Annotated in this window: 18 protein-coding genes; 11 read left to right on the top strand and 7 right to left on the bottom strand. The window is 66.9% G+C overall.

The genetic code is table 11. The features are described from left to right. Positions 1 to 35 precede the first annotated feature (35 nt). The 3 genes from ACFYPH_RS20235 to ACFYPH_RS20245 all read right to left on the bottom strand — a co-directional run bounded on the left by ACFYPH_RS20235 (position 36) and on the right by ACFYPH_RS20245 (position 2478). Positions 36 to 854 (bottom strand): hypothetical protein, encoded by an 819-nt coding sequence (locus ACFYPH_RS20235; RefSeq protein ID WP_354856904.1) that lies wholly within the window; start codon positions 852 to 854, stop codon positions 36 to 38. A 69-nt stretch (positions 855 to 923) separates the two neighbouring features. Next, positions 924 to 1406 carry a hypothetical protein gene (locus ACFYPH_RS20240; RefSeq protein ID WP_387183722.1) on the bottom strand — a complete coding sequence of 161 codons (483 nt, stop codon included), beginning with the start codon at positions 1404 to 1406 and terminating at the stop codon, positions 924 to 926. Between the two features lie 511 nt (positions 1407 to 1917). Beyond that, positions 1918 to 2478, bottom strand: a complete 561-nt coding sequence (locus ACFYPH_RS20245; protein ID WP_387183725.1) for a DUF4352 domain-containing protein — start codon at positions 2476 to 2478, stop codon at positions 1918 to 1920. 102 nt (positions 2479 to 2580) lie between these two features. On the opposite strand from ACFYPH_RS20245, the gene ACFYPH_RS20250 reads away from it, so the two are divergent. The 9 genes from ACFYPH_RS20250 to ACFYPH_RS20290 all read left to right on the top strand — a co-directional run bounded on the left by ACFYPH_RS20250 (position 2581) and on the right by ACFYPH_RS20290 (position 17665). Next, positions 2581 to 4488: an N-6 DNA methylase gene (locus ACFYPH_RS20250; protein ID WP_387183727.1), complete on the top strand. Its 1908-nt coding sequence runs from the start codon at positions 2581 to 2583 to the stop codon at positions 4486 to 4488. Positions 4489 to 4683: 195 nt separating this feature from the next. Then, positions 4684 to 5091 (top strand): YbaB/EbfC family nucleoid-associated protein, encoded by a 408-nt coding sequence (locus ACFYPH_RS20255; RefSeq protein ID WP_387183730.1) that lies wholly within the window; start codon positions 4684 to 4686, stop codon positions 5089 to 5091. Between the two features lies 1 nt (position 5092). After that, positions 5093 to 5425, top strand: a complete 333-nt coding sequence (locus ACFYPH_RS20260; RefSeq protein WP_387183733.1) for a type VII secretion target — start codon at positions 5093 to 5095, stop codon at positions 5423 to 5425. Next, positions 5422 to 6804, top strand: a complete 1383-nt coding sequence (locus ACFYPH_RS20265) for a WXG100 family type VII secretion target (protein ID WP_387183736.1) — start codon at positions 5422 to 5424, stop codon at positions 6802 to 6804. Before ACFYPH_RS20260 ends, ACFYPH_RS20265 begins: the two co-directional genes overlap by 4 nt. Beyond that, positions 6804 to 7214: a hypothetical protein gene (locus tag ACFYPH_RS20270; RefSeq protein ID WP_387183739.1), complete on the top strand. Its 411-nt coding sequence runs from the start codon at positions 6804 to 6806 to the stop codon at positions 7212 to 7214. The genes ACFYPH_RS20265 and ACFYPH_RS20270 overlap by 1 nt, the downstream gene beginning before the upstream one ends. 297 nt (positions 7215 to 7511) lie before the next feature. After that, positions 7512 to 8576, top strand: coding sequence for a serine/threonine-protein kinase (locus ACFYPH_RS20275; protein WP_387183741.1), 1065 nt, complete (start codon positions 7512 to 7514; stop codon positions 8574 to 8576). A gap of 13 nt (positions 8577 to 8589) precedes the next feature. Continuing rightward, on the top strand, positions 8590 to 11391 hold the full coding sequence (locus ACFYPH_RS20280) for a helicase-related protein (RefSeq protein ID WP_387183744.1): 2802 nt from the start codon (positions 8590 to 8592) through the stop codon (positions 11389 to 11391). Beyond that, positions 11388 to 16316 (top strand): class I SAM-dependent DNA methyltransferase, encoded by a 4929-nt coding sequence (locus ACFYPH_RS20285; RefSeq protein WP_387183747.1) that lies wholly within the window; start codon positions 11388 to 11390, stop codon positions 16314 to 16316. The genes ACFYPH_RS20280 and ACFYPH_RS20285 overlap by 4 nt, the downstream gene beginning before the upstream one ends. A gap of 209 nt (positions 16317 to 16525) precedes the next feature. Beyond that, positions 16526 to 17665 carry a DUF3644 domain-containing protein gene (locus ACFYPH_RS20290; protein ID WP_387183750.1) on the top strand — a complete coding sequence of 380 codons (1140 nt, stop codon included), beginning with the start codon at positions 16526 to 16528 and terminating at the stop codon, positions 17663 to 17665. Between the two features lie 293 nt (positions 17666 to 17958). Here ACFYPH_RS20290 and ACFYPH_RS20295 read toward each other — a convergent pair whose 3' ends face one another. The 3 genes from ACFYPH_RS20295 to ACFYPH_RS20305 form a co-directional block, all read right to left on the bottom strand. Next, complete coding sequence (locus tag ACFYPH_RS20295) at positions 17959 to 18156, bottom strand: DUF397 domain-containing protein (protein WP_387183753.1); 198 nt, start codon at positions 18154 to 18156, stop codon at positions 17959 to 17961. Further along, positions 18149 to 19030 carry a helix-turn-helix domain-containing protein gene (locus ACFYPH_RS20300; RefSeq protein ID WP_387183756.1) on the bottom strand — a complete coding sequence of 294 codons (882 nt, stop codon included), beginning with the start codon at positions 19028 to 19030 and terminating at the stop codon, positions 18149 to 18151. The genes ACFYPH_RS20295 and ACFYPH_RS20300 overlap by 8 nt, the downstream gene beginning before the upstream one ends. A 257-nt stretch (positions 19031 to 19287) precedes the next feature. Further along, positions 19288 to 19470, bottom strand: coding sequence for a hypothetical protein (locus ACFYPH_RS20305; protein ID WP_387183759.1), 183 nt, complete (start codon positions 19468 to 19470; stop codon positions 19288 to 19290). 395 nt (positions 19471 to 19865) lie between these two features. On the opposite strand from ACFYPH_RS20305, the gene ACFYPH_RS20310 reads away from it, so the two are divergent. Together ACFYPH_RS20310 and ACFYPH_RS20315 are read left to right on the top strand one after the other, a co-directional pair. Next, positions 19866 to 20378, top strand: a complete 513-nt coding sequence (locus ACFYPH_RS20310) for an RNA polymerase sigma factor (protein ID WP_387183762.1) — start codon at positions 19866 to 19868, stop codon at positions 20376 to 20378. Next, the gene (locus tag ACFYPH_RS20315; protein ID WP_387183764.1) at positions 20365 to 21132 is read left to right on the top strand and encodes a hypothetical protein; all 768 of its coding nucleotides are present in this window, start codon (positions 20365 to 20367) and stop codon (positions 21130 to 21132) included. Before ACFYPH_RS20310 ends, ACFYPH_RS20315 begins: the two co-directional genes overlap by 14 nt. Positions 21133 to 21194: 62 nt before the next feature. On the opposite strand, the gene ACFYPH_RS20320 is transcribed toward ACFYPH_RS20315, so the two are convergent. Beyond that, positions 21195 to 22430, bottom strand: coding sequence for a hypothetical protein (locus ACFYPH_RS20320; RefSeq protein ID WP_387183767.1), 1236 nt, complete (start codon positions 22428 to 22430; stop codon positions 21195 to 21197). Positions 22431 to 23149: the final 719 nt, after the last annotated feature.

Genomic DNA, 23149 nt, shown 5'->3' on the forward strand with positions numbered 1-23149 from the left:
GTGAGCGGTGGATGTGCGTTACCGTGGTCGCGCGGTCAGAGCGTGACGTTCGCGTGCCAGTCGCGCAGGAACGCGTCGACCAGGGCGTGCGCCCGAGGACGCAGGTCGAAGGACTCCTCCTGCCGCCGGCGGGCCATGTGCGACAGGCCGTCGGCAGCCTCGTTGAGGGCGTGGCCGCTGTGTCCCTTGACGTGCGCGAACGTCAGATCGGGGCGGCGGGCCACCTGCTCGGCGAGCCGGACCAGGGTGGGCTGGTCCGACCAGCGGCGCTCCCGGAGGCTGTAGCCGGCCGGCATCGCGCCGGTCTCGCCGGCCTGCCAGCGGCGCAGATAGCGCAGGGCGGCGAGGCTGTCCAGCAGTACGGTCATGCCCGCTGGCACCTCGTCATACCCGGTGAGCAGGTAGTCGACCGCGCGTAGCTCGTTGATCAGCACCCGGGAGACGCCGGTCGGGTCGAGCCGACCGGTGCCCCGGCCGAGCAGGCCGTAATGGCCGTCGCTGACGACGTACCCGATGCCGCCGACGCGGCCCTTCCAGCTGGCGTCGGTCGCGGCGACCAGCGGCGCGGACGTCGCCGCCCAGCGGACCACCCGGCCGCGGCCGCGCTGCTGGTCGTCGCCGGACCGGCGGTGGATGCCGTGGTCGGCGGCCAGCCGCTCGGCGGTGTCGAGCAGCTCACCGGTGGAGGTCAGCTCGTCGTAGTGGGCGGCGGTGAGGGCCAGGCGGAGGGCGTCGCCGATGCGCTGGCAGTCGTCGCAGCGGGTAGGGCGGGTGAAGGCGCGCAGGGTGAGTGCACGGTCGTGCAGGGGAGGGGGGAGCAGGGCCAGGGTGCGGAGGAACTCATCGGGACGCACGACGCCTCCTGACGTCTCACGGGGGAGGGAGAGCTTGTTGCGCGCTACAAAGCTGATGGCGTAGATGAATCAAGCGGGTGCGATGGTCCAGTTGCCGTCGGCCGTCACCTGCACGAGCGCCGGCGCCGTCAGCGGACGGACTCCCGAGTAACCGCCGATCTCGTTGACCAGCAGGCCGCCCTCGCCGGTTTCCAGCGAGTAGGCGTGCACCACGAAGTTGGAGCTGCCCCGGGAGTGGGTGATCTTCACCGCGCTGGCTTCTCCGCCGAGGACGATGACGTTGTCGCCCTTCCCCGACGCCTTTCCTGAAAGGGCTTTGGTGGCCATCTGGTCCACCGATCCGATGGTCAGGGTCCAACTGCCGGTCGCCTCGACCTCGAACTGAGTGGTGAGCGCACCGTCCTCAAGGTTGATCCAGCGCTTGCCGCTGTACGAGCCGATCGCGTTGACCAGCAGGCCGTCGGGCCCGTCACTGCGCAAGACCGTGTTGCTGCTGCATCGACAGGTGAACTTCACGACGGCCAGGTCGGTCAGCTCGGGAATCCGCACCACGTCATCACCCCGCCCCTTGATCACCTTGGGCTTTGGCGCCGGCGGGGTCGTGGTCGGAGCCGCCGCCGTCGGCGGGGCGCTGGACGGAGCCGCCGTCGTCGGGGCCGCGGTGGTCGGCGACGCCGTCGTGGCAGCGGGGGTGGGACTGCTGGAGCTCGCGCCGGTCGAGGGTTTCCCGTCATCGCTACTCACCGCCCCGATGACCGCACCGCCGCAGCAGAGGGCGATGACCAGGGCGATACCACCCACCGCCCACGCCCGGACGTGGGACCTCTTGCCAGGCGTGGTCGGGACAGGGGCGCCGAGCAGCATGCCGCCCGCAGGGGTGATGGACGTCGGATCGGCATTGGGCGGGACCTGAGGCTGCGACGGGTCGGCGGGGTCGCCCGCCGGCATCGGAGTGGTCGGGTCGGTCACGGCAGGACTCCTCTGTGAACAAGTGGCGCGGTGTGAACAGCCGGGGATGCCGGGGCGGGCAGATCGGTGCCCGCCCCGGTGCGGAAGCGGAAGGTCAGCCGAGGGTGACGTCGACGCCGCCGGAGAACATCGAGTCGTGCAGCTCGAGCTTGGCGAGCTTGACGTTCTTCGGGATGTCGAAGACCACGACGCCGGTCACCTGGTTGCCGGGGTTGATGTCGTTGAGGAACGTCTCGGCGTTCTTGTTCGCATAGATCGCCGCGCCGGAGTCGGCGGAGTACTCGGTGCCGTCGGCCGCGTACGCCTTCTGACTGCTGCCGTCGAACATCTGGGCTTCCTTGCCGATGTTCTTCACGTTGACCGTGACCAGGCAGAACTGGCCCTGCGCCTTCGCGCCGAGCACGTCGCTGCCGATCTTGGCGACGCCGCACTTGGACGACTTGACCGTGAACTCGAACTTCCCGTCCCGGGCCGGCTGCCCGATCTTGGCGGTCTTCGTCGGCTTCTCCTCGGCCTTGGCACCGCCTTCGTCGCCGCTGGAGCTGCTCGCCTTGGTGTCGCTGCTGGAGTCGCTCGCCTTGTCGGCGGCACCGGAGCCGCAGCCCAGGGCGATGAGGCCGGTGGCGAGCAGAGCGAGAGTGGTGGTCTTGCGCATCGTTGTCCTCCTGAAGTGAGCGTTGCGGGGTCAATGAGAGCATCGTCCGACAACACTGTCAACAGACAATCTCGTGCTTGACAGATGTGCGAGACTTTCGGCGTGCAGGAGAACCCGACCATCACGGCAGCGGAGATCGCCCGGCTCGCCGGTGTCGGTCGCGCTGCGGTCAGCAACTGGCGTAAACGGCACCCCGACTTCCCCGCCCCGGTGGGCGGGACGACGGCGAGCCCCGAGTTCGACCTGATCCAGGTCGAACAGTGGCTACGCGCCCAGGGCAAGCTCCCCGAGCTCGCCACCGCCGACCGGCTCTGGCGACACCTCGCCGCGGCCAGCGACTCCCCGGCCGGCGGTCTCGCGGCGGTCGGCGCTTTCCTGCTAGCCCGTCAGCGCGGCTCCCGAAGCGGCAACCCCGACGCGCAGCTAGCACCGCTACTGCCCGACGTCGACGCGCTCGCCAACGAGCTGGGCCCGCAGGGCGCGTTCGACGAGCTGTGGCAGCGGTTCTCCACACCCGGGCCCGGCCGCCCTTTCGCCACCCCCGACGACCTCGCCGACCTGATGATCGGGCTCGCCAGCGTCGGCGGCGGCTCAGTCCTGGACCCGGCCGCCGGTTCCGGCGCCATCCTGCGAGCCGCCGTCCGCGCTGGTAGCACCTCCGTGTACGGGCAGGAACTCGACGAGGGCCTGGCCAAACTCGCCGGCCTGTGGTTGGCGCTGCACGACGTACCCGGCGAAGTCTGCGCCGGCGACACCCTGCGCGCCGACGCCTTCGCCGGCCGCGCTGTCGACGCCGTCGTCTGCCACCCACCGTTCGGCGCCACCAACTGGGGCGACGAGGAGCTCGGTCACGACCCCCGCTGGATAGTCGGCACCACCCCCCGCACCGAACCCGAGCTGGCCTGGGTACAACACGCCCTGGCCCACCTGCGGGTCGGCGGACACGCCGTCCTGCTGATGCCACCCACGGTGGCCAGCCGCCGCGCCGGCAAACGGATCCGCGGCGAACTGCTGCGCCGCGGCCACCTGCGCGCCGTCATCGCCCTTCCGCCGGGGGTGGCGGCGCCGCACGGCGTACCCCTGCACCTGTGGGTGCTGCGACGCGCCGCGACGGACGCGCCGCCACCGGCGCGGGCGCTGCTGATCGACGCCGCAGGCGGCGACCTGGCCGACACCGCGCCGCGCGTGCTGGCCGCGTGGCGGGCCTTCACCGCCGCCCCCGACGGCGACGTCGAGGAGGCCGGGTTCGCCCGCGCGGTCCCGGTCATCGAGCTGCTCGACGAGGAGGTCGACCTCACCCCCGCCCGCCGGCAACCCGCCGTCGTGGGCGAGGCTTCAGGAGAGCATCTGGTACGCACCAGAGAGCGTCTGGCCGCCATCGTCGGTGAGCTGCCGGCGCTGCTGCCGCAGGTCACGCCCGCGCCCGACGGGCCGGACGGCCTCTTCCTCACGGTGGGGGAGCTGGCGAAGACCGGGGCTCTTCGACTGATCGGCCCGGTCCGCGCCGGCACGTCCACACCCGCACCGGATGGGCCGCCGGTGCTCACCGTGCCGGACGTGCTCGCCGGGGTAGAGGCGTCCGGGCGGGTCGACGACCGGTTCGGTCAGGAGATTCCCCTCGCTGTGGGGGACGTCGTGGTGCCGATGATCGCGCGGCAGCTCACCGCGCGGGTGGTCACGACCGAGGGGGAACTGCTGGGACGCAACCTGTACCTGCTGCGACCCAACCCGGCGGCGTTGGATCCGTGGTTCCTCGCAGGTCAGCTACGGACGTCGGCGAACGAGAAACAGTCGTCGAGTCTGTCGGGGACGATGCGCTTCGACATCCGGCGGGCTCAGGTGCGGCGGCTGCCGCTCGACGAGCAGCGGGCGCACGGTGCGGCGTTCCGGCGGCTGGAGGCTTTCGAGGCGGCGGTGCGGGAGGCGGCGGTGTTGGGGGCCGAGCTGGTACAACTCACCGCTGACGGTTTGGCGCGGGGGGTTGTGTCGCCGGACGGCGACATCCGATAGGCCTCCGCCTCCACCGCTCTGCGCGTCATGCGTGAACCCGGTGTTCTGAGTCGTCGTTCGGCGTCTCTGGTTGATCCTTCCGCTCTGCACCGATGACTGCGGGGCGTCGTCGATCGCGATCGTGGTGCACAGTAGAGGGATCGGCGTCCGTCGAACGACGGCACGCCGAGATACGTAAAGGGGGGGGTTACGAGAGTGCTGGGTCGAGATCCGGACGCGGCACAGGAAATGCTGCATTCCTGGACAGCCGAGCTGTCGACACGAGCCCAGGCCGCCGCTGAGCTGTCGGACCGAGTCGCGACCATCACGGCATCGGCGGTCGGCGCGGATGGTGCGGTGCGCGTGACGGTCGCCGCCTCGGGTGCGGTGACGGACCTTCAGTTGGACAATCGCGTCCAGCGAGTGACCGGCTCCGAACTCGCCGGCATCATCATGGCCACGCTTGCCCGTGCGCAGGCCGGGTTGATCGAGCAGGTGAGCGTTGCGGTGCACGACACCGTGGGCACCGACTCGGAGACCGGACGGGCGGTCACCGACACCTTCGCCAGGCGTTTCCCCAGGCCCCCTGACGAGCAGCCGGATCGGTGGGAGCAGGACGCCTGACGTGGCTGGTGACGCGGAGATGCAGATGTCGGTGGCGGCGGTGATCCGCCATGCCAGCACGGTCGACGACACCGCCGACAAGATGGAAACCGCTCGTGGGGCGGCGGCGTACGTGCAGATGGGCGTGGAGGCGTACGGGCAGATCTGTGTGTTCCTGCCTCGGTTGATCGATCCGGTGGCGGACAGGACGGTGACGGCGCTGGGGGAGTCCGCCACGGCGCTGCGTGAGGCGGCAGCCAACCTGCGGGCGGCTGCTGCCGCGACCGAAGCGACCGACGCGGCGAGCGCGCAACGATTCACCGACCGCACCGGCCGGTTGGAGCTGCCGTTGTGACTGACATGGCGGCCAACCCGCTGGTGGCACCGCGCCACGACTCGACCCGGTGGTACACCGGCCTCGGGTTGGTGGAAGACGTCGCCGACACCGTGTCAGGCATCGAGTCGGGAAGCTGGATCGACTCCACGATCGGTGGTGTCGCCACGTCGATGGACGCGCTGGCCACAGTGCTCGACCCGCTCGGCTCGCTGGTCAGTTGGGGCGTCGGCTGGTTGCTCGAACACGTCAAACCGCTGTCGGACGCGTTGGACTGGCTGGCCGGCGACCCGGACCAGATCAACGCGTACGCATCAACGTGGCAGAACGTCGCAAAGCAGAGCACCGATGCGGTGGCTGACCTGCAGGCCGCGATTCCCTCGCAGCTCGCCGAGTGGCAGGGCGCCTCGGCGCGGGCCTATCGGGCGCATATGTCGGGTCAGGTACGGGCGATGGAGGGCATCGCCCGGGCTGCCGGCGGCATCGCTTCGCTGGTTGAGGGCGCCGGGCTGCTGGTGGCGCTGGTCCGCGAGCTGGTTCGGGACCTGATCGCGGACTTCGTGTCGGTGCTGGCGGTCAGGCTGCCACTCTGGCTGGCCGAGGCCGGCGCGACGCTGGGTGTGGCGACTCCGCTGGTGATCTCCCAGGTGAGCAGTCTGGTGGCCAAGTGGGCGGCGCGGATCGGCAGGTTGATCAGCGCGCTGATCAGTAGTCTGCGTCGGCTGACTCCGCTGCTCAGGCGCTTGGGTGACCTGATCGACGATCTGAACGGCCTGCTGCGGCGGGCAGCTCGCACCGACCCGGTCAGCCCGGGGAACGGCGCCACACCCGGTGGGCGCCCTGCTACCTGGGCAGACCCAGACCTGGACTCGATGGGGCGTCGGTCGGACTGGGAGGATCCCTCCGCACATCCGCAGGCACCGCCACCGCCGGATGCGCACCTCCCGGCCGGGGATCCGGTCTACCACCGCCCGAACAGCACGGCCATTGGCTACGACAGCGCCACGATGCGCAACTTCGACGCTGTGGCGCCGATCCCCGGCCATCACGACGTGGTCGTGCACGGCGAACGCACTGGGCTGTTCCGGCCCGGCCTCGTGGGCGCCGACGGTGCCGACCACCCCGCCAACTTCACCCACCCCCAGCAGATCGCCGATGCCATCCGCGCCAACCCGCACTACGACGGTGGCCCGGTACGGCTGGTCTCCTGCCACACCGGCACCGTCGCTCCCGAAGCCGGCGTGCCACCAGCGGCGCAACAGGTCGCCGACGCCCTCGGGGTGCCGGTGACGGCACCGACGGACGCGGTCGGTGTCGACCGGTATGGTCCGGTGGGGCAAACCCCGATGATCCGGGGTGGCGGAGAGTGGAAGACCTTCTATCCGAACGGTGGGCGTTGATGGGCGGCGGTCAGCTGAAGGCGGCGGGGATGTTCCGCGAGTTCGGGCCGGTCCGCTCCGCCGAGCCGCAGGAGAGCATCTTCGACAGCGTCGCTGACGAGGAACTACCCGACCTCACCCAGGTCGTCAGCTATTTGAACTCGGGACACGTCCTCATCGACGTGATGGACGTCGCCAACGACGCCTTCGACTCGACCCGCCAGGTGATGAACGGCTCGACCGTCGTGACCGACGGTGACTGGCTCTGGCGGAAGGACCTCGCCTACTACGTGCGGCGTCACCGCATCGCATTGCCGGAGGACTTCCTGGCGCTCATCCGTGAGCGTGACTACGTCGTCCCTTCGCGGGGCGTGCCGGAGCTGACGGCTTGTTCGCGGCAGGCACGCGACCTGATGTTCTGGAAAAGCTGACAAGCTTCCTGGTGGCGTCAGATATCCGACGGTGGCGCAGAGCTTCGGTGACATCCGCGGAAATCTGGCGGGCCGGGAGCGGCATCCAGATGCTCGGCCACGCCTTCAGGTACGGAGGTTGTCGCACGCCGACTCATACATCGAGCGAAACCAAGTATGAATTCAACGCCGAACAGGAACCGCCATTCGGACGCTTCCTCGTCGAAAGTTGAACGTTGTACGGTCATGCGTCTGCCCGGCGTCGAGCCGACAGAGCAGACGAGCAGTTTTGGGTGGGTGTCATCGTGAGGGGGACGAATGACGCTGGGCAGAATCGGCGGCTACGAGTTGGTCCGGCCGCTCGGCTCAGGCGGTATGGGCGACGTGTTCTTCGCGGTGTCGCCGACCGCCGAGCGGGTCGCCGTCAAGGTGATCAAGCAGCACCTGATCGAGGCGCCGACGGTGCGGGAGCGGTTCGCCGCCGAGGTCGACAGCCTCAAACTGGTCTTCGGCTCCCGGGTAGCCCGCCTGGAGGGCGCGGACCCCTATGCGAACCCGGCCTGGCTCGCCGTGGAGTACGTCCCCGGGGCCACGCTGCGCCAGCACGTCGACGCCCGAGGGCCGCTTTCCCTGCCGCTGGCCGCGATGGCCGGTGCGATGCTCGCCGAGGGCCTCGCCAAGGTGCACGAGGTCAAGCTGCTGCACCGTGACCTCAAGCCGCAGAACATCATCCTCGGCCCCGACGGCCCCAAGCTGATCGATTTCGGGTTGGCGGTGTTGAGTGATCGGAATGATTACCTGACCGAGCCCGGCGCCCTGGTCGGCACTCCCGCCTACATGTCTCCTGAGCAGGTCAAGGGCGAGCGGGAGCTGACCCCGGCGGTCGACGTCTACGCGCTTGCGGCGACGCTGGTCTTCGCGCTGACCGGTCGTGGGCTTTACCCGCCGACCAACTCGTGGAATCTGCTGCTGCGCATCAGCGAGCCGAGCGACCTCCCCGACCTGTCCGGGGTGCCGGCGGAACTGGTGCAGTTGCTCGGCACGATGCTCGCCTTCGATCCCACCGCCCGACCCGGTCTGAACGACGTTCGCGCCCGGCTGCTTGCCGTCGCCACCACTACCAGCGGCAAGAGCGTCCACGCACTGCGCCAGGAGGTGGCCGCGCTCACCTACGACGGTGGCACGGAACTGCTGGTCCCTCCCGACCTCATTGATCCGCGACAGGACCCGGAGGGCGCCACGGTCGTCGAGGACGAGACCCCTCCGGATCCGACACCAAAGCCCGACAAGCGCGACCCCGAGCGGCCCGCCAAGGTGCCAGCCGATGTGACATGGCTCGTCGACAAGATGCGCCGCCAGTACGCCCGCCGCTCGACCCTGTAGGAAGGCACCACCGATGACCACCACCCAGGCCGCGACCTTCGCCCCGGGCTCCCGCATCGTCGTCCGCGACGAGGAGTGGCTGATCCGCAGCGTCAAGACCGGCACCGCGGACGGCACGATGGTGAAGGCGGTCGGCGTCTCCGAGTTCGTCCAGGACGTCGAGGCGACCTTCTTCACCGATCTCGAAGACATCATGCCGCTGGTGCCGGAGGAGACGGACCTCGTCCAGGACACGTCGTCGCGGTTCCGGCAGAGCCGTCTCTTCCTGGAAGCCGTGCTGCGGCGTACGCCGCTGCCGCGCACCGAGCGCGGGTTGGCTCTCGCGGACCGGTTCCTGCTCGACCCGCTGACCTATCAGCAGCGGCCGGTCGAGCTGGCCCTGTCCGGCCTGCGGCCGCGGATCCTGCTCGCCGACGTCGTCGGGCTGGGCAAGACCCTGGAGATCGGGCTGATCCTCGCCGAGCTGATCCGTCGGGGCCGAGGGGACCGCATCCTCGTGGTGTCCCCGCAGCAGGTGCTTGAGCAGTTCCAGCGCGAGCTCTGGACCCGGTTCGCGATCCCGCTGGTCCGGCTCGACTCGACCGGCATCCAGCGCATCCAGCAGGAGATCCCGGCCGGGCGGAACCCGTTCACCTACTTCAAGCGGGCCATCATCTCGGTCGACACCCTCAAGGACGCCGGGCAGTTCGGCCATCATCTCGACGCCACGACCTGGGACGCGGTCGTCATCGACGAGTCACACAACCTCATCAACAAGGGCACCCAGCGCAACGAGCTGGCCCGGCGCCTGGCCGCGAAGACCGACGCGCTGCTGTTGGCCAGCGCGACCCCGCACAACGGTGACAAGGAGTCGTTCGCGCAGTTGATCTCGCTGCTCGACCCGGCGGCGATCGCCAACGAGAAGGACTACCAGGCCAGCGACATCGCGCACCTCTACCTGCGCCGCACGAAGATCAGTCCGGAGGTACGCGACCAGATCGGCGATCGCTGGGCCGACCGTGGCCCGTCCGAGGCCCTGCACTGCGCGGCGACCACCATTGAGGAGCAGATTTTCGACGAGCTGACCGACGTGTGGCTGGCCGGCAAGTGGACCGACGAGCCAATCACCGGGCAGCACCGGCTGTTCCCGTACACCTTGTTGAAGTCTTTCCTGTCCTCGCACCGCGCCCTGCACGAGACGGTGACCAACCGGCGCAAGAAGGCCACCGGCACCGAGCGGGCGGCGCTGGACCGGCTCGCGGAGCTGACCTCCGCGATGACCGACCAGGATTCCAGCAAGCTCAAGGGGCTGGTCGACGAGCTGCGGAAGATCGGCGTCGGCAGGGGCAGCGACACCCGGGCCGTGGTCTTCTCCGAGCGGGTGCCGACCATCAAGTGGCTCGCCGAGGTCGTCCCCGGAATGCTCGGCCTCAAGCCGAACGCGATCCGGGTGTTGCACGGCGGGGTGGCCGACAAGGACGAGCAGACGATCCTCCAGGAGTTCGAGCTTGCCGGCAGCGACGTCCGGTTGCTGTTCACCGGTGATGTCGCCTCCGAGGGTGTCAACCTGCACCAGCAGTGCCACCACTTGATCCACTACGACATCCCGTGGAGCCTGATCCGGATCGAGCAGCGCAACGGCCGTATCGACCGCTACGGGCAGAAGCACCAACCGCAGTTCCGCGCGCTGATCCTCACCTCCGACCGCGAGGACGCGAAGGACGACCGGACGGTCGCCGAGAAGCTTCTCAACCGGGAGGAAACCGCGCACCGCAGCCTTGGCAGTGTCGAGGCCGTGACGGGCCAGTACGACGCCAAGGCCGAGGAGGACCGGCTGGTCCGGGATCTGCTCGCCGGCAAGTCGGTGGACGAGTCCTACGAGGCTGCCCACGGCGAGATCGACGTGATGGCGGACCTCTTCGGCGAGGTCGGCACCGCTCCCGTCGCCACGGACGTGCCCCGGGCACGGGTCCCCAAGCTCTTCGACTCCACCCAGGACTTCGTCGACGCCGCCCTGTACGAGATCTACGAGGACCGGCCCGAGGATCACATCGACCTGCGGCGCGAGGACGAACTGATGAGCTTCCTCGCCCCCGACGACCTGGTGCACCGGCTCACCGACCTGCCCCGCACCTACCAACGGGCACACCGGGAGGGCGAGGACCTGCGGCTCAAGGTCACCTTCGACCGTGCCCTCGCGCAGCGCAAGCTCGACCAGGCCCGGCAGAGCAAGACCCCGATGTGGCCGGACATCGCCTTCCTCAGCGACGTGCACCCGATGGTCGACTGGCTGGTCGACAAGGTGTTGATCCGGCTGGGCCGCCAGCAGGCCCCGGTGCTCACCGCCGACGTGACCGCGCCGACGTTCCTGATCCAGGGCGTCTACGCCAACCGCCTCGGCCAGCCCACAGTGGTCCAGTGGATGGCCGTCTCCGACCTGCCCGCGTCGCCGACGATCCGCCCGATGGACGAGGTGCTGCGCGAGGCCAACGTCGGCCCCACGATGGTCAACCGTGCCGAGGCCATCGCGATCGAACCGCTCAAGGATCTGCTGCCGGAGGCCGTTCAGGTTGCCCGGCAGTACCTGGAGGGCAAGCGCGCCGAGTGGGCCGAGGCCAACGCCGAGCCGTTGCAGCGGCACCGCGAGCAGTTGAGGACCTTCCAGCAGGCCAGCATCCTCGATGAGCTGCCCGCCGCGCACCGGGAGAAGCGACGCCAACGCGTCGACACCACCGTCCAGGAGCAGCACGACCTGCTCGACCGCTTGGAGACCGCCGGCGACCCGCTGCTGCGGGTGCTCGCCGTCCTCGTACCGTCGCAGGAGAACGCCGCATGAGCTTCGAGTCGCTGACCAACCGTGGCGAATACCTCTCCGCGCACTACCTTGCCGAGATCCTGCCGACCACCCTCAAGGGCGGCCTGCTCAAGCAGTGGGCCGAGGACGAGAAGTCCGGCCGGGTCACGCCGCGCGCCGGGCTGCGCGGCATGCGCCGGCCGTACTTCGACGCCAAGACCGAGCTGACCGACGTCGACTTCTTCGACCCGGAGCGGCTGCGCAAACAGCACCAGGACGTGCTGCGGGCGCTCGGCTTCGACCCGCAGCCGCAGACCATCACCGTCGAGCGCAACGCCCAGGAGTACGAGGTCCACGTCGCCCACGCGGAGCTGACCACCGCGCACGGCATCGTGGCGCTGGACTGCGGTTGGGCGGTCGACACCGAGGCCGCCCAGGACCCGGACGACGCCGGCCGCCTGCTCGACCCGCTCACCCTGTCGAGCACCGAGACCATCGAGACGGGCGCCAAGCTCGCCTCCCTGCTCTTCGCCGCCGACAGCCCGAAGCCCCGCTACGTGCTGATCCTCAGCGGCGGCGTGATCACCCTCGCCGACCGAACCGTCTGGGGCGAGGGCCGCTACCTGGCCGTCAGCCTCGACACCGCGTACGCCCGCAACGACGACAAGGAACTCGACGTCGTCGCCGCGCTCTTCGGCGCCGACTCGCTGCGCCCGCCCGCCGAGGGCGGCACCGAACCCCTCGCCGACCTGGTGGCCGGCTCCCGTCAGCACGCCGTCGGGGTATCCAGCGAACTCCGCGTGGGCCTAAAGGATTCCGTCGAACTCATCGCCAACGAGGTCCTCGACCAGATCCGGCGGGCCGGCTACCAGCCGCAGCAGGTGATGGACCTCGACGAGCTGGCCAAGGAACTGGGTCGGGAGTCGCTGCGCTACCTCTACCGCATCCTGTTCCTGCTCTACGCCGAGGCCCGCCCCGAGCTGGGCGTGCTGCCGGTCAACGACCCCCAGTACATCGAGGGCTACAGCCTCGCCCGCCTCGGTGACCTCGTCTCCCGCCGCCTCGCCCCCTCTGCCGAGGACGGCACCCACCTGTACGAGTCGCTCGACCTGCTCTTTCGCATGGTCAACGAGGGGCACCGGCCACGCGGCGGCGCGGACATCGCCGACAAGGCCAGCGAGGGCGAGGGGCTGCGCTTCGAGCCCATGAAGTCAGACCTGTTCCTGCCGGAGAAGACCAAACTCATCGGCCGGCTCATCGCCGTGCCAGGCAGCGACCCCGACGACGAGGACGCCCCGAAGATCGACACGCGGCTGCGCAACAAGGTCCTCTACGAGGTGCTGCGCCGGCTGATGCTCACCAAGGGCGGCAAGAAGCGCCGCGGCGGCTTCATCTCGTACGCCCAGCTCGGCATCAACCAGCTCGGCGCGGTCTACGAGGGCCTGATGTCGTACACCGGTTTCGTCGCCACCGAGCAGCTCTACGAGGTCGCCAAGAACGGCGACCCGAAGGACGGCTCGTGGATGATCCCGGCCTCCAAGACCGACGAGTACGACGACAACGTCTTCGTCTACAAGGAGAACGCGTACACCGGGGTCCGTAGCCGGGTCTGCTACGAGGCGGGACAGTTCGTCTACCGGCTCGCCGGCCGCGACCGACAGACCAGCGCCTCCTACTACACCCCGCAGTCGCTCACCGAGGTCACCGTCCAGCTCGCCCTCAAGTACCGGCTCGACCAGGACGACACCATCACCCCGGCCCGCGAGCTGCTGGACTGGACCATCTGCGAGCCGGCGCTCGGCTCCGGCGCGTTCCTCAACGAGGCGATCAACCAGGTCGCCGCCGAATACCTGCGCCGCCGGCAGAAGGAACTTGAGGTCACCCTCGACCCCGAGGACTACCACCTCGAACTCCAGCGGGTGAAGGCGTACATCGCCCTGCACAACAGCTACGGCGTCGACCTCAACCGCACCGCCGTCGAGCTGGCCGAGGTGTCGCTCTGGCTCAACGTCATGCACGCCGGTCTCCAGGCACCCTGGTTCGGCCTGCACCTCCAGCGCGGCAACTCGCTCATCGGCGGCGGGCGCAAGACCTACAACCCGAAGCAGCTCGCCGACAAGTCGTGGCTCACCACCGCGCCGAAGGAGCAGCCCTTCCGGGACGGTCCGATCGATGAGGGGACCATCCACCACTTCCTGCTCCCCGCCGACGGGTGGGGCGCGGTCGCGGGAGAGAAAGAGGCCCGCGAGCTGGCGCCGGCCGAGACCGCCCGATTGAAAGCCTGGCGTACGGCGATGAAGCGCACGCCCTCTGCCAAGGGGAAGAACTCGCAGGTCCAGCGCTTGCAGGCGCTCGCGCGGCGGGTCGAGTTCCTGTGGGGGCTGGTGCAGCAGCGCCTCGACATCTCCGAGCGGGAGATCCGCCGTGATATCGCGGTCTGGGGAGCTGACGACCTGCCTCGCGTTACTGAGGCGGTGCCGCGGGAAGAAATCCTCGCCGACCTGACCGCGCCGGGCACGCCGTACTGGCGGCTCAAGACGCTGATGGACGTCTGGTGCGCGCTGTGGTTCTGGCCGCTGGACAAGGTCGGGCTACTCGACGGCTACGATTCGGCGTACCCAGCCGCGCCCGTCCAGGTCTCCCACATCAAGGACGAGCCGGCGTACGAGGAACCGGTGGTCTACGAGGTGGCGGACCTCCTCGGCAACGTTCAGCCGCAGCAGATGAAGATGCCGACGAAGGCGAGCGGCACCCGGCGGATGACGGTGGCGGAACAGCTCCGCCAACAGGTGCCCCTGTCCGACCTGGACGACTGGCTGACGTTCGCCGAAGCGCTCATTGGCCGGAGTGACCTGGACGAGAACACCGAGCGGTTTTACGGCCGGACGTTCACGAGCCTGAGCGAGATAAGCGATTTCGAGCGAAAGCTCGACGGGGTGATCGGCGTCGACTCACCGTGGATGCTGTCAGATCGGTTCCCCTGGCTGCTCGCCGCCGACCAAGTCGCCGAACAGCAGGGCTTCTTCCACTGGGAACTCACCTTTGTCCAGGCGTTCGCCAAGGGCGGTTTCGACCTCCAAGTTGGCAATCCGCCCTGGGTGCGTCCAGAGTGGAAGGAGAACTTGGTTTTCGCCGAGCACGACCCCTGGTTCGAGTTGGTCGTTAGCGAATCGCCTCGGCTTCGGCACGAGCGCCGCAGGGTGCTGCTGGAGGATGGGCGAGTGCGCGCCTCCGTGCTCAGTGAGTTGATTTCCAATGAAGGTTTGGTGGCTACTCTCGGCAGCGCTACCGAATACACCGTCTTGAGTGGCACGCAGCCAGACCTGTATCGAGCGTTTATGTGCCGCGTTTGGCGGCACCTCGGAAAACGCGGGATCGCGGGTGTCATTCATCCGGATGGCCACTTTAGTGGAGCGCGTGAAGGATTGCTGCGGGCGGCCACTTACAGCCACCTGCGATTGCATGCCCATTTCCAGAATCGGCGCCTGCTGTTCCCGGAGATCGGCTGGACGCGCCAGTACTCGGTGAACGTATACGGGCGACGGCAAGAGGTGTCGTTCGCTCATTTGAGCTGGATGTTTGATCCGATGGTTATCGTTGAATCGCTCGCTCACGACGGTTCTGGCGACGCGCCATCGATCAAGCATAATGGTGCCTGGGATCTGCGCCCTCATGCTACGCGGGTGGTGCATGTCGACCGTGAGCGTCTTGCTGCCTGGCGGCAGCTTCGGCCAGAGGCTGAAGGAACTGTGGAGCAAACCCAACTGCTATTCCCAGTCACAACACTCGAGGAACGGGCGATTGCGGCCCTTACTGCCTACCGGGACCGACTTGGCGCTCTGGAACCGCGGATTAGCTCTGGCTACCACGAGGCCAATGCCCCTAGGGAGGGGCTAATTCGTCGGGCACTTGATCAGCCCGCAGTCTGGGAGGAAGTCATTCTTCGCGGCCCTCAGTTGACTATCGCAACGCCCTTTGCTAAGCAGCCGCCGCGGACTGGAACGTACGATCCGCTTACTGACTTGTCGGCGTTGAGTGTGGATGCAGTTCCCTCTACCGACTACGTTCGTAGCTGCGAGTTAGAGCGGTTTCGAGCGGCTCAAGAGAGTTGGAATGGACGCCGGTGTACGGAGTTTTACCGCCTTGCATGGCGTCGGAGGATACCGTACGACACCGAGCGATCGCTTTTCGCTGCTCTCCTTCCTCCAGGTGCTTCACACGTTGACGCTATCCATTCTCTTGCAGCATCGAATGACAGCGAAACCGTTCTCGCTGCTGCCTTCTGGACCGCACTACCCCTTGACTACTTCTTACGCATCACAGGGCGTGCTGACCTCCGGCAGGCGGAAGCTCGTGCGATGCCGGCCGGAACACGCTGTCATCCTTTGGCGCTGCCGGCGCTGCTTCGAACGCTACGGTTGAACTGCATAACGAGTGCTTACGCTGAGCTATGGTCATCTCTCTATAACGACGCGTGGTTGGACGAGTCGTGGGCTGTCGATTGGCCAAACATGGAGCCCCTCGGACAGGGCGGAGGCGCACCATTGACAGCCCGCTGGAATGCGGATACCCCGATCCGAAACGAGCGCGCTCGCCGTAGTGCTCTGGTCGAGCTCGACGCTTTAGTGTCGGTTTGGCTAGGCATCAGCGCAGACGAGCTCGTTGCAATCTATCTTAGCCGATTCCCACAATTGACGAGGTATGAAGAGACGACATGGTTTGATGCGCGTGGACGGAAGCTCGCGGAACATCGAAGCGCTTTCGGTTCCGGGCAAGCGAAGGCCGACTACGAAAAATTTGTCGCTTACATGAGCGATCCCGAGCGGAATCCGCAGCTGGACGGGTTCACTGCCCCGTTTTACAAGGCGGATCGAGTGAACGAGTATCGGCAGGCGCATGCCGCGTTCAGTAACCGGCTTCGAGACGCGATTGACGCAGGCTGGCAAGCGGTCGTAGCCCGCGCTTGACGACGACGGTATGCACCGAGGGCTGATTGTCCGGCTGATCGGCCGATTTAAACAGGAGCCGGATTCATCTAGGGTAGCTAGCGGATGATTCGTATGGAGACAAGAAGTCGGCTTGCACTGCTGGATCGTGTCAGTGAACTTATAGTTCTCTTCCTCGGCAGTACCTCAGGGGCAGGATTATAATGCCGCGTCCGCAACGACATTGGCCCATGATTACGGCCTCGCGAGCCGAAGCCGCTCTCGCAGTGCGCCTCTACAACGATCCCGCAGAGGAACGTTCCTTTGAGGGATTTGTGGTGCACATGCACCTTGCCTGGCTGTACTTACTACACGCAGAGTTCACTCGAGATGGTGTAGATTTCCGCTACCGGCAGCGAGGTAACCCGCGGTTCTTGGAGCGCATCGATGGCGAGCCAAAACGCTGGGAGCTGGCAAGATGCGTGGCCGAGCGGTGGCTCTTCGATGACCCAATCCGCAAAAATGTCGAGTTCTTCATTGGTCTCCGCAATAAAATCGAGCATCGCTACGCTGGCAAGGCCGATCTATCTCTCGCGATCGCGCTGAGCGGATATGCTCAAGCGCTACTTCTGAATTATGAGGAGGAACTGGCGGGGAAGTTTGGCGAAACGGTGAGCCTTGCCGCCATGCTTCGATTCCCTCTTTTCGTGGGTAGCTTTACCGACGCTGGTGAGACTGCTCTACGCCGCCTGCGAAAGGCTCTACCGGCACCCCTTCGAAAATTCGTAGTCGATTATGAATCAGGCTTGACGAGCGATCTTGTTAACGACCCGCGGTACGAATTCCGCTTGCGCGTAACCAATGAGTTGGCTCCGAAGGATCCAGACTCTTTGGCGATTCAGTATACGCGCTATGACGACATGACGGAGGAGCAAAAGGCGGTTGTCGAGGAACTGGGTCGGAAGGGTTTTGTCGTCGTGCGTGAGCAGAAACGGAGTGTAGTAAATCACGAACTTTTTAAGCCTCGACAGGTAGTCCTTGCGGTAGCTGAGCAAGTACCGTTCGTTTTTCACATGGGACACTTCGTCAGGGCATGGCAGGAGTTGAAAGTTCGGCCGGTTGGGCGTTCAGACCACCCAGAAAGGACTGACGAGAAGTACTGTTTTTATGACGCGCTGCACGGCGATTATGGATACACCAAAGCGTACGTTAAGAAGCTCGTGCGAGAGCTGAGTTCCGTTGATGGATGGCGCAACTTTTTCGGCGAAGATCCCCAGGATAAAGCGTCTGGGGAGTGGATCACTGATTCGGACCAGCATCTGCCGCGGCAGAGAAATGGCGCAGAGACTGATGCCGAGATTCCATCTGCCCAGGACCGGGAAGCCCAGTAGGGCGCACTACAATTCGACGCCGTCACTCCTTAAGGCCGGCTACCGGCCAAGTCGACGGCCTAAGTAAATCTACCTTGCTTCCTTTCAAAGTGAGCGTCAGTGGCGTTCGCCCGCGCAACCCGAGCCTCCGACATGCCGTGATCTACGCGGCGAACGTGGAGGCCGTGGCGGACCCGGTGGTCGCTGCTCAGGGACCTGACCCGTCCTGGGACTGAGGACGCGGTCGCCCGATCGATTCCGCGACGGGAGCGTCCGGCGGCTCCGCCCGGCTGCGCCCCCGTCTGATATGCGGCTCAGTTCTCAGACTTGGTGGCGCGGACGAAGCTGGTCCAAGCGGCGGGGGAGAAGGTGAGGGCGGGTCCGGCCGGGTCCTTGCTGTCGCGTACGGCGACGAGCCCGGGCAGGTTGTCGGCGACCTCCACACAGTTGCCGTTGTTGTCGCCGCTGCGGGTGCTCTTCCGCCACTGCGCACCGAACAGTTCGTCAGCCATGGTGGACCTCTCCCTTGATCTTGCCGATCATCCTTCTTGATTGTTCCTCATCAAGCGCGAGGTCGAGGAGGCTCGCCCAGACTTTCTCGTAGACCGCGAACTCGTCGGGCCTGTCGAGATAAAGGGCCCCGGTCACCGACTCGCTGTAGACAACGGACTGATCAGGGACGACTCGGTTGACGAGCGGGAAATCGAGCATGACGAAGGCTCCCGCCAGTGCGCCGTAGTGCGCACCAGCGGACAGCGGCAGGACGCGGATCGACACGTTGGGTAGCTCGGCTCGCTCAAGAAGCCGGTCCAGTTGCTCGGCCATGACCGAAGGGCCGCCGACGCGTCGAAGTAGGACGGCCTCGGACAGGACCCATTCCAGCTTGGGTGCCTTCGGAAGTCGGCGAATAAGGATTTCCTGTCGACGTCGGCGGACCTCCAGAACCTCTTCCAACTCGTCAGCCGGCATGTTGGGACGGTTCTGGTAGACGCCGCGCGTGTAATTCGGAGTCTGGAGCAGCCCAGGGACCAGAGTGTCGTCGTGCTCCCGGAGCCGTGACGCGGCGGACTCCAGACCGACGTAGAGCTCGAACCAGTCGGGGACGGCGTCGCCGTACGAGTGCCACCAGCCCTTGGCCTTGGTCTCGTTGGCCAGGGCGGTGAGGGCGCTGGTCAGGTCGGGCGTCGCCCCGTACAGCTCGCATAGGGCCTTGGCGTCCACGGTGCGGACCGGGCCGAGGCCGGTCTCGATGCGCCACATCTTTTGCCGGCTGAACTGCATCGCCTCGGACGCGCCGTCCAGCGTCATCCGCGCCTCGGTGCGCAGCTCACGCAGCGCCCGCCCGAGCTGCCGTCGCGGCACTGTCGATCCCATGTCGTCGGCCATCGGCTCCCGCCCTCTCCGTGTTGCATTTTGTTACATCCGGACGCCATCGGTGAAACGCGTGATCGTTGCCCCCAAGAATCAATTCCGCTAGGCGCTGCCACGCAGATTCAGTACGCCTCTGACCATACAAGACACCTCCGACAGAGGCCACGAGCGCGCAATTCCCACGCACTGTTTGTCGGCGTACTGTCGGGGGTGGAATGGTGTTGCGAACCCATCGCAGCGGAGCGTCCGCGACCGGCCGCGATCGTGTCGGGTCAAGCGTCGGTGACTCGCAGGTAGACCGTGCCGGTGCCGGCATCGAGATAGACGGTGCCGTTGTACTGCGACGTCCGCACGTCCGCGGCGTACTCCTCGCTGACCTGCCAGCTGCCGCCGGTGGGTAGGAACGGACTTCGGCGCTCAGCGTCGCGTCCCAGCCGGGCGGCGCAGGCTGCCACTCGTACTCTTTGATGGTTGTGGCCAGGTGTCGGGTCGCAGCACGACCAGTGCCTCGATGCGCGTGTTTGTCGGGCCCGGGACGGTGTCACGGCCGTCAGCCCCGGCCGTTGCAGCCCGGCACCAAGGTCAACCATCGGAACGCCCATCCGCCCGGTCCTCGCCGGGGGCCTGCCGTTCCGGGCTTGCCCCGCCGCTGACGTCCCGCGACCCGCCGACGGTCCACGTCACAGTGCGTTCCAAGTATTCATCAACGGCCACGCCGGCCTTGTCGAACCTGTCGTGCAGACCGGCGACCAGGTCGACGGTCTCCGTGAGAGAAAAAACCATTCGACGCCCAACCGGGGTGGCCTCTGGTTCGTCCAAGATACTGGAGACAACATCGAGGGGACTGGTCGTGGCCAGCTGGGAGCGAGTGTTGACGGATCTGGTCAACACCAGGGGTGTGGCGCTGAAACGCTACGCCTACCTGCTGTGCGGTGACGATGGCGATGCCGAAGACCTGGTGCAGGATGCGTTGGTGCGGGCGTTCACCTTTCGACGCCGCGACGAGATTGAGAACCCCGAGCAGTACGTTCGTAGGACCGTACTCAACCTCTACCTCGACCGGGTCCGGCGGCGCGGCGTGTGGCGGCGGGTGATGCCGCTCGCGGTCACGCCGGACTGGATCGACGACGACTCAGGTGCTGTTGACGCCCGTTACGACCTTCGGACGGCGCTCCTGGCGCTCGCCCCCCAACAACGAGCCTGCGTCGTCCTCTACTACCACGTCGATCTACCCATTCCAGAAATCGCCGCACAACTCGGCTGCGCGGTCGGCACGGTGAAGCGCCACCTGCACGACGGTCGACGCCGCCTGGCCAGGCTGCTGCACGATGACACCAGGGAGGACGACCGTGCCGTCCGATGATCATCTTTTGCGGGAGCGTTTGGAAACCTTGGCTGACCGGGCCGCCCCGCCGTCGTTCGCCAGCGACCGCGTGCTCGCACGGGTGAGGCGACGGCGCGGTCTACTGGCGGCGGGAACCGCTGCCGCCTCGATCATGGCGGTCTCGCTGGTGACGGCCGGCATCGCCGGAATGGTCGGCGGTGGAGATCCGATCACCGGGACGGGTGCCACGCCGGGGCCGTCGCTTCCGACCGGGCCCACCGCCAGCAGCCAAGAGCCTGCGGTGTACGTCTGCGGCGACCGTTACGACCAGCCTGATACACCGTCGGCAGGCATTCTTTCGGCGGAGCTGTCCTCGGTCGCCAAGGTGAACGGAGACTCCGGCCCGGCAGTCACTGCGACATTCGCCGCCACGCGTGCGGTTCATGTGGCCTCCAGCCCGCCATCACATCTCCAGGTGCTCTACCTGAAGGACGGCGTCATCGTCGGCGGAGGGCCGATGGTCAACAAGCCAGGCGACACCAGGGCCCAGGCGGTCGACGCGATCCGGGATGGGTTCGATCTCGCTCCGGGCAAACCGCACACGCAGCAACTCGGGCCGCGAGAGATGTTGTGCCCGTCTCTGACCTGGCCTGATATCTGGGCCGCGCCCGATCGCTACGAGGTCGCGTTGGTGCTCGGCCCGATCGAGGACCGCGGGGAGGAACTCGCTCTCGGGGTTCCGCTCCCGCCCGCAGTCGCCTCGCTGGTGGTGAAAGCATCACTGACGGGCTGAAACGATGCTCGCCCCGCGCAGCCCCGACAACCGGGCCACGCGGGGGAAGCATCGCGGCCTAGTCAGGGCGCGAGCGACATTCCAAGGATGTTGAAGATCGCCGGCGCTTCAGTCCATCTCGCATTCGAGCCGCCACACTGGCTGATGATCCCGCGAGCCTGACGAACGTTGGATCGAATGTTGAACACAAGCCCTCCGCTGTCACCGAGCAGGCATGCCGCGAGGCCGTCGCGCTGCACCGCCTCGACGCCGCCGTGCGTGACGCCGTTGGACCCAACCCAGGTAAGCCAGCCGCTGGTCACCTGAATGCCGCAAACGACACCGGACTTGTAGCCGGTCTGGCAGGCCCAGTCTCCGGCGTAGGAGAGAGCAGACCCCACCACGTCGTTGACAACGAAATTGGGCGACTTGCCGTCCCACGTCCGGCTCGCCGTCGTCCCGGTGGACGAGGTGTCGATGGCCACCGCGTCGTAATAGTCGGAGCGCGTGGTGGTGACGCCTATCCTGTTACGTCCGCCGTTCTCCCACCCGGTGTAGACCGTTGCATTGTTGCCGTAGCAGTGCGCGGCGGTGATCAGGAATGATCTCCCGTCGGAGTTCCGGCGGGCGGGCAGGCCGGATGAGCAGTTGAAGCCGGCGCTCTGCGTCGTTCCCGATGCGCTCAGAGCCGCCCCGGAGATCCATTGCGGGCTGTCCCGCCTGCGCGAAGCATCGGCCATCGCGGGAGCCGCCTCAACAACGGTAGGAACACCGACGAGTTCGGCGACCGGTCGCCGAGCGACAGCGGACGGCGTCAACGCCTCCGCAGCGCGCGCGAGATCCCGGGCTCGCACTCGCAGACCGCTGCCGTCTGCGGGGACCACCACACTCTCGATGGACAGGTCCGAACGCTGCTGCTCGTTGATGAGCCGTTCACTCGCCGACTTCAATTCGCTGAGCGTGTGACCACCCTGCTTCAGCTCGATGCGGTCGGCTTCGATCGTCGGGTCGTTCTTCCGCACGGCGGCAAGGAAGCCCTTCGCCGCGCCGAGATCTGTCAGATAGATCTTGACCGTGCCCGTCGGTCCGTCAAGCTCGAGACCGGAAAAGACATCGCTGTGCGAGGCGGCTCCAACCGCAGAGGCCGCATTCGCTATCTCGCGCAGCGGCTGGAGCAGAAGGCCCTGCTCCGCAGGTGACATGGCCGCGATCTGCTGGTTCGTCAACTGAGGCGGATCGGCCGCCGCCGGACTGCTCGACATTGCAGTCGTTGCCACCAAGGTCACCGCGATGACGGCAGCCCCCCGCTTTTTGGACATCCAAGCCCTCCTCATATCGAGTTGAGAAGCCCAGAGCCTATTGATCCACGATGGATCTCGATGTCCCGGTCCGGCTGACCCGTACAAAAGACGAACTGCACGAACTGTGCGAGAACCACCTGCCGAGGACGGTTGACCTCCTCCGCAGCCAGGCGGCTCGACCTGCGCACTTTCATTTGCCGGCATCAGTTGACGGACTGTCCGCCGCTGGCGGGTACGAGGTCGCGATGCCTTCGCGAAGGTCCGCAGCGCATGCGTCGCCGAACCCGGCCAGCAGGCAATGAGCCTCCCTCCAGCGCTGGCCGGAGCAGCTCACCGGGATCACCGCGGAACAGGTCATGCATCAGGTATGTCCACCTTCGCCGCGATCATTGTCGATCGGGGAATGATGATAAGCCGCTCGCCAGGATCCACCGCGACGTCGGCGGGAAGTCGTCCCTGGTAGGCCTCATCCTGCCCGAGGCGTACGACGTGCAAGATCAGGTGTTGATGTGGGTCCCGCCGACGGGACCGGTCGTGTCATCGGCTGGACGGCCAGAGATGATCACGAAGGGATGAACCCGACCTGCGGTCCGGGCCGACGATCGTGCCCGGCCGGGCCAGCCACCTGCGGCGCCCCCGCTCCTAAGGGACGTCTCGTAACCCCGGTGTCTGTCTAGTCAGGACGGTCGGTCAGGATCCCTGGGTGCAGGTGATCACCGCAGTCAACCCTGACTGGA

It is taken from the genome of Micromonospora sp. NPDC005252, from assembly GCF_042872475.1.
Lineage (GTDB): Bacteria > Actinomycetota > Actinomycetes > Mycobacteriales > Micromonosporaceae > Micromonospora.

Coding starts and splice junctions, on each gene's coding strand:
- ACFYPH_RS20285 (WP_387183747.1), top strand. CDS start 11,388: ATGAGCTTCGAGTCGCTGACCAACCGTGGCGAATACCTCTCCGCGCAC.
- ACFYPH_RS20280 (WP_387183744.1), top strand. CDS start 8,590: ATGACCACCACCCAGGCCGCGACCTTCGCCCCGGGCTCCCGCATCGTC.
- ACFYPH_RS20270 (WP_387183739.1), top strand. CDS start 6,804: ATGGGCGGCGGTCAGCTGAAGGCGGCGGGGATGTTCCGCGAGTTCGGG.
- ACFYPH_RS20300 (WP_387183756.1), bottom strand. CDS start 19,030: ATGGCCGACGACATGGGATCGACAGTGCCGCGACGGCAGCTCGGGCGG.
- ACFYPH_RS20290 (WP_387183750.1), top strand. CDS start 16,526: ATGATTACGGCCTCGCGAGCCGAAGCCGCTCTCGCAGTGCGCCTCTAC.
- ACFYPH_RS20295 (WP_387183753.1), bottom strand. CDS start 18,156: ATGGCTGACGAACTGTTCGGTGCGCAGTGGCGGAAGAGCACCCGCAGC.
- ACFYPH_RS20320 (WP_387183767.1), bottom strand. CDS start 22,430: ATGTCCAAAAAGCGGGGGGCTGCCGTCATCGCGGTGACCTTGGTGGCA.
- ACFYPH_RS20275 (WP_387183741.1), top strand. CDS start 7,512: ATGACGCTGGGCAGAATCGGCGGCTACGAGTTGGTCCGGCCGCTCGGC.
- ACFYPH_RS20245 (WP_387183725.1), bottom strand. CDS start 2,478: ATGCGCAAGACCACCACTCTCGCTCTGCTCGCCACCGGCCTCATCGCC.